Here is a 12443-nt window from a genome sequence, read left to right as displayed (position 1 = left end):
GCCTTGAGGTGTCCCCCTCCCCCGTACGGAAGAGCCTCCATGGCCTCGCACGCCCCGACTCCCGGCGCCCCCGCCCGGCCCGTGAACGTCCTGCTCCTCGCCGTCGCGGGGGCGGCCACCGTCGCCAACATCTACTTCCCGCAGCCGCTGCTCGCCGCCGTGGCGCGCGGCCTCGACGTGTCGGAGCGGACGGCGGGGCTGATCGCCTCGGCCGCCCAGATCGGCTACGCGCTCGGCATCCTGCTGCTCGTGCCGCTCGCCGACTCCGCGCGGCTGCGCCGCCTCACCTCGGTGCTGCTCGCCCTGACGAGTGCCGCGCTGCTCGTCGCCGCGGCGGCGCCCGACATCGTCACCCTCACCCTCGCGACGCTCGCGCTGTCGACCACTACGGTGCTGCCGCAGATCCTCACACCGGTGGCGGCGGTGCTCGCGGGCCCCGGACGGCAGGGCCGGGTCGTGGGCCTGATCGGCCTCGGCCTGACACTCGGCTCGACCCTGTCCCGTACGGTCTCGGGCGCCGTGGCCGACGCGAGCGGCAACTGGCGGGCCGCCTACGTGGTGGCGGCCGTGGCGACGGGCGCGCTGCTCCTCGTCCTGCCACGCCGACTGCCCGAGCGGCTCGGGTCCCGGGGACACACCTCGTACGCCCGGCTCCTGGCCGGGCTTCCCCGGCTCCTCGCGGTCCACCGGGAGCTGCGGATCTCGGCGCTGCTCGGGGCGTGCGTCTTCGCCGCGTTCAGCGTCTTCTGGTCGGTCCTCGCCTTCCATCTGGCGGCGCCGCCGCTCGGGTACGGTCCCGCCGCCGCGGGGCTCTTCGGGGTGCTGACCCTGCCGGCCGCTCTGCTGTCGGCCACGGCCGGGCCGCTGGCCGACCGGTACGGGGCGTCCGCGGTGAGCGCCGGGGGTCTGGCCTGCGCGGGGCTCGGCCTCGCCGTGGCCGGGCTCGCCCCGTACTCCCCGGCGGCCCTGGTGGCCGGGGCGAACCTGCTCGTGGTCGGGGTGAGCTCGTGCCAGGTCGCCGGCCAGGCGAGGATCTTCGCGATCGGTCGGGCGGTGGCGGCCCGGGTCAACACCGTCTTCATGCTGGCCACGTTCGGCGGCGGGGCCCTCGGCTCCCTCGCCGGATCGTGGCTGTACGCGGCGCACGGCTGGCAGGCCGCACTGCTCGCCGCCGGGGTATGCGTCGCCGCCGGGCTCGTGGTGACGGTCGCGGCACGACCGGCGGCCCCGAGTTGCGTCCGTGACGTCACACGGGAGGCTGGGGGTATCCGCCCGCGCATCCCGCAGGGAGAGTCATGAAGCTGGACCTCACCGCCCTCGCCGACGAACACCTGGCCGCGGCCCGTACGGCACCGCACGGGCGCAGCGCCCACCGGATCATGCACGACGGGGTGCTGCGGCAGACCGTCATCGCCCTCACCTCGGGCACCTCCCTGGACGAGCACAACGCGCCGCCGGCCGCGAGCCTCCAGGTGCTGCGGGGCCGGGTGAACCTGACGGCCGCCGGATGGGCGGAGGAACTGCCGGCGGGCACACTGCGGATGATCCCCAAGGAGCGGCACGGGCTGACGGCCCTGGAGGACGCGGTGGTGCTGCTGACGGCCGTGAACGACTGAGCGCTTGATATTCCGGTGCCGTGCGGGTGCGTGTCCGTGCAGACTCGCCCCATGACGGAGATGAGGGCGTTCCACAACGAGATGGACCGCTGGGTGGTCGACGACCACGGCGGAGACACGGCGAGGGAGCTGGCCGAAGACCTGGGGCTGCGGACGGCGGTGCTCCTGGAGGGGCCGAGCGATCTCGCGGCCGTCGAGACGCTGGCCGCGCGGCGCGGCCGGGACCTCGCCGCGGAGGGCGTGTGCGTGGTGTCGATGGGCGGGGCCATGAGCATCGCCCGCTACGCCGAACTGCTCGGGCCGCCCGGCCTCGACCTGCGCCTGACCGGCCTGTGCGACAAGCGCGAGCGGGGCTTCTACGAGCGCGGCCTCCGTCGGGCCGGAGCTCCTGACCAGGACTTCTTCGTCTGTGTGGCGGACCTGGAGGACGAACTCATCCGCGCGCTCGGCACGGCGAAGGTCGAGGAGATCATCGCGGCGGAGGGCGACCTGCGCCCCTGGCAGACCTTCCTGAGCCAGCCCGCCCAGCACGGCCGGCCTCGCGATCAGCAGCTGCGGCGCTTCCTCGGAACGAAGAAGGGTCGCAAGATCCGCTACGGGACCCTCCTGGTGGAGGCGCTCGGTCCCGACCAGGTGCCGACACCGCTCGACGAGCTCCTGGCGAGCCTGTGACCGACGGACGACCGCGACGGACGCGCGGTCCCGCCTGACCGGCGTCGGTCACTCGGTGCCGGCTGTGTCGAAAAGGCCGGTGTAGACGTCTCCGGTCAGGGAGTCCACCCACCGGACGTCCGGCGAGTACGGATCCGGCGGTGCGGCTCCCTGCCCGCCGTCGCCGAACGTCTCGCTCACCAGCCACTCCGCACGCCAGGTGCCGTCCCTCTCCACGGCCTTGAGCGCGAGGGCCTTGAGCCGAAGCTCGTCCGGCAGTCCCCTCCCCCGGGACCGGGCGACGAGCCGCTCTCGTACGGCCTGCTCGGCCTGGTCCGCGCTCAGCTTCGCCTTCTCCAGCTCCAGGTGCGTGGGCCCGAGGGTCACATCGAGCTGGGAGACACGCCCCTCCCGGTCGATCTGGACGTCCAGCGCCCGCGGCATCAGGACGCCGTCGTCCACCCAGGTCCAGCCGGTCGTCCACCCCAGCTCCGCCCGCTCCCCCACGGGGTACGTCGTGTGGGCCCCGGCCTCGCGCGCCCAGGGGTAGTGCGCCCCCACGTACCGCTGTGCCGCCTCGTACGCCTCCTTCGCGTCGGAGGGCGCCCGGGCACCGGAGACGGGGAAACCCATCGCCGTGGGGCGGTCGCCGTCCTCGAACACGATGCGCAGGCGCTTCCTGTCCGGCCAGGACAGGGTTCCGTCGCCATAGCCCTCCGGGTGTGCCTTGTCGCGGCGGAGGAGGCCGAAGAAGACGTTCGTGCAGGGCACGCCGACGCACGGCTGGTTGTACACCCGCCCGAGCACGTACCGGTCGCCGAACGCCTCCCGCAGCGCCTCCTCCACGGCCTTCCGCTGCTCGGTGCCCGCCTCCGAGAGGCCCGTACCGTCCAGATGCGTGAAGGACACCGCCGGACGCGCCGCGCCGGCGCCGATCACCAGAAGAACCGCGGACGCGACCAGCGCGGCCCTGGCTCCCGCGCGCCAGTCGACGCGGCCCCGCACGGCGAGCACCAGGGCGGCGACGGCGGCGCCCGCGACGCCTCCGAGGATGTTCATCTCGGCGTCCGCGCTGTCGCACACGCGCCCCAGCCCGTCCACGGTCCCCTGGACGAACTCGACGGCCAGGGGCAGCGTCACGACACCGACGAGCACCGGAAGGGGACGGCGGGACGCCATCATGGCGAAGAGTCCGAGCGGCACCGTCATGGCGAGGTTCCAGAGCCCCTGGGTGGTGCGGAACGGCTCAAGGGCGTCGTGGTTGATGACGCACTGGCCGGCGGCGGGGCCGCTTCCCATGAAGGTGACGCCGATCATGAGGGTCACGGTGGCGGCGAGACCCGCCCACCACCTGCCCCGGCGGCTGCCCAGCCGGTGGGCCGCCCACCACGCCGCGCCCGCGAGGGCGAGGGCGGCCAGGGCGCAGCCGGCCAGGTAGCCGTAGTGGTCTTGGAAGATCGCGGTGAACAAAGGTGCGTTCCTTACCGGTTCGGGGTGGCCTGAGGAGGCCGGAGGGCCCCGTCCCCGCAGACGGGGCTGCCACGCCGAACGGTTTCGGGGGCCCCGCACCTCTGTCAGGTCCGCCCCTGTCGCAGCGAGGCGCCCAGGTCCTCCGCGCAGTGCTCGATCGCCACAGCCGAAAGCTCAGTCGTCCGCCATGACAAGGACGAGCGGGGTATCGCCGCAGGGGCGCAGCCGCAGGCCGTCGGCGCGGTGTTCGGCCGGCGGGCCGGCGAGAACGGCGGCGAAGTCCGGGCCCTTGGTGAGGGAGCCGGCGAGGTGCGACGGGTCGGTGGAGGCGGCGACCCGGCCCCGCGCGTTGACGAGCCGGGCCGGTGCGGGCAGCCGCTGGAGCACGGGCAGCACGGCCGCCTCGAAGTGCCGGAGGTAGACGTCGGCGGCGGCCACGCCCACGAACCGGCCGCCGAGTTCGACCGGCGCGGAGAGCGTCAGGCTGTACTCGTCGGAGCAGAGGTAGTCCACGTACGGCCCGGCGACGGCCCGGCGGCCGGTCTCGCGGGGCAGGGTGTACCAGTCCCAGTGCGTGTAGTCGGAGTACGCGGAGTGCTGCGGGTCGAGGTCGAGGAGGAGCGGGCGTACGGCTCCGTCGGGGCCGCGCTGCCACCATTCGAGCCAGCCGGGCACGTCGGCCAGGAGGCCCGGCGCGGCGACGAATCCCACGCCGGAGACGAGCGGGTGGCCGGCGAGCCGGGCCCGCAGCCCGGGACGCAGGCCGGCCAGGTCGGCGGCGAGGGGTTCACGGCCGGGCGCGGCCGCCTCGGCGAGCAGGGCGCCGGTGTCGGCGCCGGTCTCGGCGACGGCGGCGAAGACCTCTTCGAGGGTGTCCCGGACGCGGCGGACGACCGGGTCGACCGGGTCCGCGTCGCGGAAGCGGCTCACGGCCTCAGCGATGGCCCCCGCGGGGCCCGCGAGCCCGGTGCTCCTGCCCATGCGTGTCCTCCTCGGGACGAGGCTCGGGTGCGCGGCCGGGGGTGCCGAGGCGCAGCGCGATCAGCCGCCCCACTGACTCCCGTACGCACGTCTCGGCGAGCGTTCTGGCCCGCTCGTCGGCCTCATCCTGCACGGCGGAGATCACGGCGCGGTGACGATCCGACACATTGCCGAGATGGACCGGGTCGTCGAGGACGAGACAGAGGAGCGCGCCCAGGTCCGTCTGGAGGGCGATCTCCTCGCGGGTGAGCCTGGCGGACTGGGCCGCGGCGGCCAGTTCGACGTGGAAGCGCCCGTAGAGCCGGCTGCGGGTCGCCGGATCTCCGGCGGCGGCGAGTTCCTCGACCGTACGGGTCAGGGGGCGCAGGTCTCCGGGCTGGGTGCGGCGGGCGGCGAGCAGCGCGGCGGCACCGGAGACGGCCGCCCAGTGGTCGCCGAGGTCGCGGAGTTCCTCGGTGGACCAGTCGGCGAGGCGGGCGCGCAGCCGCTCCTCCGGCGGGCTGTCGGGCAGGGTGACGAAGCTGCCGCCGCCGCGGCCCCTGCGGGTGGTGACGAGGCCTTGCTGCCGCAGGGCCATGAGGGCCTCGCGCAGGGTGACGGTGGAGACGCCGAGCTGTCCGGCGAGGTCGGTCTCGCCGGGCAACTGCTCCCCGTCGGCGAGGAGTCCGAGTTCGATGGCGTCGCCGATGCGGCGGACCACGGTGTCGACCCGGGCCCGGGTGTCGACGGGCGTGAAGACGGCCCTGCGGGCCGCGCCCGTCCCGGCCGCGCCGCCGCCGTCGTCCGGCCTGCCGTTCGGTCTCACGGTTAACCACCTCGCGCGTCGAGCGTTGACTCAGGCTTTACCTTAAAGGGGTCTTGAGATTTGAACTATGACTTCATATGTTTACGCCCACGCCCGAACAACGCTCCACCGCACCAGAAAGGTTCCCGCCCATGGAGGGAATGGCGATCCGGCTGACGGGACTGCGCAAGACCTACGGCCGGACCGAGGCCGTGGCCGGGGTGGACCTGGAGATCGCCGACGGCGAGTTCTTCTCGATGCTCGGCCCCTCCGGTTCCGGGAAGACGACCGTGCTGCGGATGATCGCCGGATTCGAGGAGCCGACCTCCGGCACCGTCGAACTGGCCGGCCGCGACGTCACCCGGCTCGCCCCCTTCGAGCGGGACGTGCACACCGTCTTCCAGGACTACGCGCTCTTCCCGCACATGACGGTCGAACAGAACGTCGCCTACGGCCTGAAGGTCCGCGGCGTCGCCCGCGCCGAGCGTCTGGTGCGGGCCCGCGCCGCCCTCGCGCAGGTCGGCCTCGACGGTCTCGGCAAACGGCGGCCCGCCGAGCTCTCCGGAGGTCAGCGCCAGCGGGTCGCCCTGGCCCGCGCGCTCGTCGGCCGCCCCAGCGTGCTCCTGCTCGACGAACCCCTCGGGGCGCTCGACCTCAAGCTCCGCGAGCGGATGCAGGTCGAACTCAAGGAGATCCAGCGGGAGGTCGGCATCACCTTCGTGTTCGTGACGCACGACCAGGAGGAGGCCCTGACGATGAGCGACCGGATCGCCGTCTTCCACCAGGGCCGGATCGAACAGGTCGCCGCCCCCGCCGAGATCTACGAGCGCCCCGCGACCCCGTTCGTCGCCGGATTCGTCGGCACCTCCAACCTGCTGACCGGGGACACCGCCCGACGGGTGGTCGGGGCGCCGGGCACGTACAGCATCCGTCCGGAGAAGATCCGGATCCTCACCGACCACAAGGCGCCCGGCGACCCCGGTCACTCCACCGCCGCCGGCACGGTCGCCGAGGTCGTCTACCTCGGCGACTCCACCCGCTTCCTCGTCGACCTCGACGGCGGCGGCCGGCTCACCGCCCTCCAGCAGAACCTGGAGACCTCCTCCGCCGACCTCGCCGCCTTCCGGGGCGCCCGGATCGGCCTCCAGTGGCACCCGAGCCACGCCGTGCTCGTCCCGCAGACCCCGTGAGCGACCGCGGTCCCCGCACCCCTGCTCCCCCACGCCCCCGTCCCCTCACGCAACGGAGAACCACGTGCGCCCGCACCGCTCCCTCCTGACCGCAGCCGCCCTCTCCGGGCTGCTCCTCGTCACCGCCTGCGGATCGGCCGACCCGGCGGGGTCCGGGAAGTCCGGCGGCCTCAACCCGCCCGACCTCAAGGCGCCGACCGCACTCGGCAAGGCCGAGGGCGAGGTCAATCTGATCGCCTGGGCCGGCTACGTCGAGGACGGCTCGAACGACCCGAAGGTCGACTGGGTCAGCGCCTTCGAGAAGCAGACCGGCTGCCAGGTCAACGCCAAGACGGCCGCGACCTCCGACGAGATGGTCTCGCTGATGAAGACCGGCGCGTACGACGCGGTCTCCGCCTCCGGCGACGCCTCCCTCCGCCTGATCGCCTCCGGCGACGCCGCCCCCGTGAACACGGCGCTGGTGCCGAACTACGCCGACGTGTTCGCCGGGCTCAAGAACAAGGAGTGGAACTCCGTCAAGGGCGTCGCCTACGGCATCCCGCACGGCCGCGGCGCCAACCTCCTCATGTACGACACGGAGAAGGTGAAGCCGGCCCCCGACTCCTGGTCGGCCGTCTTCGACAAGGCCTCGGCGCACAGCGGCAAGGTCACCGCCTACGACTCCCCCATCTACCTCGCGGACGCCGCCCTGTACCTCAAGGCCACCAAGCCCGAGCTCGGCATCAAGAACCCCTACGCCCTCGACCAGAGGCAGTTCGACGCCGCCGTGGCCCTGCTCAAGGAGCAGAACGGGCACATCGGCGAGTACTGGAGCGACTACCTCAAGGAGATCTCCGCCTTCAAGAGCGGCGACTCGGTCGTCGGCACCAGCTGGCAGGTGATCGCCAACCTCGCGAAGGGCGAGGGCGCGAAGGTCGAGGCGGTCCTGCCGAAGGAGGGCTCGACCGGCTGGTCCGACACCTGGATGGTCTCGGCCAAGGCCAAGCACCCCACCTGCGCCTACAAGTGGCTCGACTGGATCGTCTCGCCGAAGACCAACGCCCAGGTCGCCGAGTACTTCGGCGAGGCCCCGGCCAACGCGAAGTCCTGCGCCGAGACCGCCGACAAGAACCACTGCGCCGTCTTCCACGCCACCGACGAGGCGTACTGGAAGCAGGTCCACTTCTGGACGACGCCCATCGAGCAGTGCCTGGACGGCCGGACGGACGCGCGCTGCGTGCCGTACGCCAAGTGGGTCCAGGCCTGGAACGAGATCAAGGGCTGACCCCGACGCCATGACCGCACTCTCCCCCGGACTCTCCCCCGAGTCCGCGACACGAGCCGCCGGCCCCGGCCGGAGCGCCGTCCGGCGGTTCGCCGGGGCCCTGCACCGGCGGCCCCGGCTGCGGCTCGCGGCCCTGCTCACCGCACCGCTCCTCTGGCTCGTCCTCGCCTACCTCGGCTCCCTCGCGGCCCTGTTCCTGTCCGCCTTCTGGTCGACCGACAGCTTCACGTCCGAGGTCGTCCGGATCTGGACCACGGCGAACTTCGAGGAGCTCGTCAGCTCGCCCGTCTACCGGACGGTCGCCCTGCGCACCGTCGGCGTCGCCCTCGCGGTGACCGCCCTCTGCGCCGTCATCGCCTTCCCGCTCGCCTTCTACACGGCGCGCGTCGCGCACCCGCGCCGCCGGCCGCTCTTCGTGGTGGCGCTGCTCATGCCGCTGTGGGCCGGCTATCTGGTGAAGGTGTACGCGTGGCGGCTCATCCTCTCCGAAGGCGGGCCGCTGGACTGGGCGCTGCGGCCGTTCGGCCTCAGCGGACCCGGGTACGGGCTCACGGCGACGGTGCTCGTCCTCACGTACCTCTGGCTGCCGTACATGGTGCTGCCGATCCACACCGCGCTCGCCCAGCTCCCCGACAACCTCCTGAACGCCTCCGCCGACCTGGGAGCGAGGACCTGGCGGACCTTCGTCTCGGTGGTGCTGCCGCTGGTGTGGCCGGCGGTCGCCGCCGGATCCGTCTTCACCTTCTCGCTCAGCCTCGGCGACTACATCACGGTGCAGATCGTCGGCGGGAAGACCCAGCTGATCGGCAACCTCGTCTACTCCAACGTCACCCTCAACCTGCCGCTGGCGGCCGCGCTCGGCACCCTGCCGGTCGCCGTCATCGTGGTGTACCTGCTCGCGGTGCGGCGCTCCGGTGCGCTGCGCAGCCTGTGACCGGCCGGAAGGACCGCGACCGATGAACCTCTCCCGTCCCGCGCGGATCGCGCTGCGCACCGCGGCCGGTCTCGGCTTCGCGGCGATCTACCTGCCGCTGCTGCTCGTGCTGCTCGGCTCGCTCAACCCGGACCGCTCGGCGAGCTGGCCGCCGCCGGGCCTCACGCTCGACTGGTGGGCGGCGGCCTGGGACAACGAGGGCGCCCGCGCGGCGCTGTGGACCTCGGTCCGGGCCGGTCTCGCGGCGACGGCGGTGGCGCTCGTGCTCGGCACGCTCATCGCCTTCGCGGTGCAGCGGTACACCTTCTTCGGGCGCGAGGCCGTCTCCTTCGCGGTGGTGCTGCCGATCGCGCTGCCCGGCATCGTCACGGGCATCGCGCTCAACTCGGCCTTCGGCACCGTTCTCGAACCCCTCGGGGTCGGTCTCGGCATGTTCACGGTGGTCGTGGGCCACGCCACCTTCTGCATCGTGGTCGTCTTCAACAACGTGGTGGCACGGCTGCGACGGCTGCCCGGTTCGTACGAGGAGGCGGCGATGGACCTGGGGGCGCACACCTTCCGCGTCTTCTGGGACATCACCTTCCCGCTGCTGCGCTCGGCGCTGCTCGCGGGCGGGCTGCTCGCCTTCGCGCTGTCCTTCGACGAGATCGTGGTGACGACGTTCACGGCGGGACCCGCGGTGCAGACCCTGCCGGTGTGGATCTTCAACAACATGACCCGCCCTCAGCAGGCCCCCGTGGTGAACGTGGTGGCGGCGGCCCTCGTCCTGCTCTCGGTGATCCCGATCTACGCGGCCCAGCGCCTCTCCTCGGACACACAGGGCGGCGGGCGGGTGTGAGGGAGCGCCAGGACGGCGGTGCCACCGCCGTCCTGCCAGTTTTCCGCGCCGGGGAGCGGACCGCGGAGGTGGAGCGCGTCCTGCACGACGTGGCCGCCCGGTACGGGATGCGGGTCCGCTCCTTCGTGGTCCCCACGGGCCTCTTCGTACGGGTCGGGGGCGGCCCCGACGGGCGGGGCGGCGAGCTGGACTTCGCCCCGGTCGAGGGCCCCGACCTCCGCCTCGACCAGGTGGAGGCGCTGCAGTCCCTCGTCGAGCGGATGCAGGCGACGGAGGTGCCGTTCGAGGACGCGCGCCACGCCCCGCGGGAGGTCCGGGAACGGCCCGAGCGGTTCAGCCCGGCCGCCACCGTCCTCGGGTACGTGCTCCTCACCGTCGGCCTCGGCGCGATGCGGCACGCGACCGTCCCCGCCGTCATCGGATACACGGTGCTCGGTCTGGGCGTCGGCCTGCTCCGGCTCTTCGGCGACCGGCTCCCGGCGGCCCGTACGGCCCTGCCGGTGACTGCCTGGTGCAGTCGGTGGCCGCGGAGTTCGCCGGGCCGACCTTCGGCGCCTTCGCGGCCGGGATGCTGCTGCCCCCGATGGCGACCTGGATCGAGCGGCGCTCGCACACCCCGGACCAGGTGGTGTTCCTGCCGGCGCCGGGCTCCAGCGGCGGCCCCGCCTCAGCCTCGGCGAACCGGCCCCGGCCACGCAGGGGGACCCGACGACGGAGTCGGCGGAGGCGGAGCCCGGGCACTGACCGGTCAGCCGGGCTTCTTCACCCATTCGAGGGTCACGCGCAGGCTCGCGTTCGCGCTGCCCTGGACGACCAGTGCGGTGAGCTTGCCCGCGTCCAGGCCGAGCTGGCAGCCGAACTCGACCGTCGCGCGGTCCGGGGCCGCCTGGCGGAGCGCCTCGCCGATCCGTCCGGCGAAGGAGGAGAGGGCCTCGGTGACGCCGGAGAGGTCGGGGAGGTGGTCGCCGAGCGCTTCGGGTTCGGACTCGCGACGGAGCCGCTCGGAGTCGGGGCCGAGGCGCTCGGGCTCGGGACCGAGGCGCCGTGCCTCCACGAAGAGCGTCGCGTCCCCGACCTCGATTTCCGTGATCTCCTGCATCGGTGCTCCTACGGTCGAACGGTCAGAGGGTCGGGCTCAGGGCACCCGCGACGGACCGGGAGGCTGAGCCCGTGGTGTCGGTGGTGGTGTCCGTGGCGAGGGCGCTGCCCCGGAGCCACTCGGGCCAGCTGAGGTTCCAGTCGCCGAAGCCGTTGCCGAAGGGCATCATGGGCTCCCCGTACCCGTTGACGACCCGTACGAGGTCGCCCTCGCGGACGGTGTGGAAGAGCCAGGAGGCGTCCTCGGTGCTCATCCCCGTACAGCCGTGACTGACGTCCTCGCTGCCCTGGGAGTCGAGCGACCAGGGCGCGGCGTGCAGGTACTCGCCGCTCCAGGTCACCCGGGTGGCCCAGTAGACCTTGAGGTCGAAGAATTCCTTGTTGCCGCGGGCGATCCCGATGGAGTCGCCGCGCATGCGGACGAGGGGCTCCTTGCCGAGGACGACCTTGACACCGCCTCTCGTCCGGTAGCCGGACTTGCCGGTGGTCACCGGGAGCGTGCGCAGGAGTTCCCCGTCGCGGAACACGTTCATCCTGTGGGCGGAGACGTCCGTGACCGCCTCGATCCGGGCTCCGGTGGTGAAGGTGAGGGGGCGTGAGGGACCGCCGTAGAGGCCGGCTCCGACGTGGGCCCCGTCGAGGCCGCTGCGGACGCGGACCGTGGCACGCGCGGGCCAGTACGTGCGGGGCCGGTAGTGGAGGGTACGGGCGTCGACCCAGTGCCAGGCGCCTTCCACGTGGGGATCGGCCCGTACGTCCAGCGCCCGTTCCACGGCGCGGCGGGCGCCCGGGTCGTCCGCCGGGACGGGCCGGCTGAGCTCGGCGGTGACCGGTTGCCCCACTCCGTACGTGCCGCCGTCGTCCGGTCCGAAGGCGACGGTGAGCCGCTCGCCGGCGGGCATCGGGGCGGTCCGGAAGTCGAGGCGGGCGCGGTGCGGGCCGTACGCCCCCGTCCCGTCGACGACCATCCGGGCGGCGTAGCGGGCTCCGGCCGGCAGGGGCGCGGCGCTGGTCCACCGGGTGTGGTCCGCGCTCTGCGCTCCGGCGATCCGGCGGCCGCGTTCGTCGGTGACGTTGATGTCGGCGAGCACACCCGGGGTGCGGAGCGAGAGCTCCACGGGGCCGGTGGCCCGCGGGCCGAGCGTGAACGGGCGGCCCGTGAGAACACGGTCGCCGCCGAGCACGACCGTGTGGGGCGGGGCGGAGCACAGGCCTCCGTCGGCTGCGCAGCCGTCCAGGGAGACGACGGCGGTGGCGTCCCGGTCCGCGGCGGTTCCCTGCTCGCGTGCGGAGTCCGGGGCGGGCGACTGGGCGGCCGTGCTGACGAGGACGGCTCCGACGGCGAGGGAGAGCGCTCCCCATCCCCGTGCGTATCGGCGTGACGACACGTCGGACAGCCTCCCCTTCGTGCGGTGGCGTCGGCGGGCGTTGCCGACCGCAGCATCAAAACGGATGAAAGGAGAAAAAGATGATCAAGGCGCCGGGCGTGGCGCGGAGTCGGGGGCGAGACGACTCGAATGGGTCAGCCGGGCGGCCGGGGGCAGCTGGGGACGTACGGGGTCGGGCGGGGCGGACGAGATCAGGCGGGGACGGATGAGGTCGGGCGGCCGGGCCGGT

General features: G+C 73.3%; 12 protein-coding genes and 1 pseudogene. 8 read left to right on the top strand and 5 right to left on the bottom strand.

The window, feature by feature from the left end; translation table 11 throughout:
• The first annotated feature begins 39 nt into the window (after positions 1–39).
• Genes AB5J54_RS39175 through AB5J54_RS39165 form a run of 3 tightly spaced genes read left to right on the top strand, consistent with a single transcriptional unit; the run spans position 40 to position 2288 of the window.
• On the top strand, positions 40–1299 hold the full coding sequence (locus AB5J54_RS39175; RefSeq protein WP_369148723.1) for an MFS transporter: 1260 nt from the start codon (positions 40–42) through the stop codon (positions 1297–1299).
• On the top strand, positions 1296–1616 hold the full coding sequence (locus tag AB5J54_RS39170; RefSeq protein ID WP_086829565.1) for a cupin: 321 nt from the start codon (positions 1296–1298) through the stop codon (positions 1614–1616). The genes AB5J54_RS39175 and AB5J54_RS39170 overlap by 4 nt, the downstream gene beginning before the upstream one ends.
• A 51-nt stretch (positions 1617–1667) precedes the next feature.
• A complete protein-coding gene (locus AB5J54_RS39165; protein WP_369148722.1) occupies positions 1668–2288 on the top strand; it encodes a TOPRIM nucleotidyl transferase/hydrolase domain-containing protein in 621 nt (206 codons plus the stop codon).
• Positions 2289–2336: 48 nt separating this feature from the next.
• On the opposite strand, the gene AB5J54_RS39160 is transcribed toward AB5J54_RS39165, so the two are convergent.
• The 3 genes from AB5J54_RS39160 to AB5J54_RS39150 form a co-directional block, all read right to left on the bottom strand.
• The gene (locus AB5J54_RS39160; RefSeq protein WP_369148721.1) at positions 2337–3737 is read right to left on the bottom strand and encodes a VanZ family protein; all 1401 of its coding nucleotides are present in this window, start codon (positions 3735–3737) and stop codon (positions 2337–2339) included.
• A 174-nt stretch (positions 3738–3911) separates the two neighbouring features.
• On the bottom strand, positions 3912–4718 hold the full coding sequence (locus AB5J54_RS39155) for a cache domain-containing protein (RefSeq protein WP_369148720.1): 807 nt from the start codon (positions 4716–4718) through the stop codon (positions 3912–3914).
• Complete coding sequence (locus tag AB5J54_RS39150; RefSeq protein WP_369148719.1) at positions 4672–5523, bottom strand: FadR/GntR family transcriptional regulator; 852 nt, start codon at positions 5521–5523, stop codon at positions 4672–4674. The genes AB5J54_RS39155 and AB5J54_RS39150 overlap by 47 nt, the downstream gene beginning before the upstream one ends.
• 131 nt (positions 5524–5654) lie before the next feature.
• Between AB5J54_RS39150 and AB5J54_RS39145 the strand changes: the two genes are divergently transcribed.
• The 5 genes and pseudogenes from AB5J54_RS39145 to AB5J54_RS39125 form a co-directional block, all read left to right on the top strand.
• A complete protein-coding gene (locus tag AB5J54_RS39145) occupies positions 5655–6692 on the top strand; it encodes an ABC transporter ATP-binding protein (protein WP_369148717.1) in 1038 nt (345 codons plus the stop codon).
• Positions 6693–6756: 64 nt separating this feature from the next.
• Positions 6757–7956 carry an ABC transporter substrate-binding protein gene (locus AB5J54_RS39140; RefSeq protein ID WP_369148716.1) on the top strand — a complete coding sequence of 400 codons (1200 nt, stop codon included), beginning with the start codon at positions 6757–6759 and terminating at the stop codon, positions 7954–7956.
• 10 nt (positions 7957–7966) lie between these two features.
• The gene (locus AB5J54_RS39135; RefSeq protein WP_369148715.1) at positions 7967–8890 is read left to right on the top strand and encodes an ABC transporter permease; all 924 of its coding nucleotides are present in this window, start codon (positions 7967–7969) and stop codon (positions 8888–8890) included.
• A 22-nt stretch (positions 8891–8912) separates the two neighbouring features.
• Positions 8913–9728 (top strand): ABC transporter permease, encoded by an 816-nt coding sequence (locus AB5J54_RS39130; RefSeq protein WP_369148714.1) that lies wholly within the window; start codon positions 8913–8915, stop codon positions 9726–9728.
• A pseudogene (locus tag AB5J54_RS39125) lies at positions 9725–10195 on the top strand (threonine/serine exporter family protein); the annotation flags it as partial. The gene AB5J54_RS39130 and the pseudogene AB5J54_RS39125, both read left to right, overlap by 4 nt.
• Positions 10196–10476: 281 nt before the next feature.
• Here AB5J54_RS39125 and AB5J54_RS39120 read toward each other — a convergent pair.
• Both AB5J54_RS39120 and AB5J54_RS39115 read right to left on the bottom strand, forming a co-directional pair.
• On the bottom strand, positions 10477–10827 hold the full coding sequence (locus tag AB5J54_RS39120; protein ID WP_369148713.1) for a CU044_2847 family protein: 351 nt from the start codon (positions 10825–10827) through the stop codon (positions 10477–10479).
• A gap of 22 nt (positions 10828–10849) precedes the next feature.
• Positions 10850–12214: an Ig-like domain-containing protein gene (locus AB5J54_RS39115; protein WP_369148712.1), complete on the bottom strand. Its 1365-nt coding sequence runs from the start codon at positions 12212–12214 to the stop codon at positions 10850–10852.
• Positions 12215–12443: the final 229 nt, after the last annotated feature.

The organism is Streptomyces sp. R44, assembly GCF_041053105.1.
Taxonomy (GTDB): Bacteria; Actinomycetota; Actinomycetes; order Streptomycetales; family Streptomycetaceae; genus Streptomyces.
This window is presented reverse-complemented; position numbering and strand designations above follow the sequence as displayed.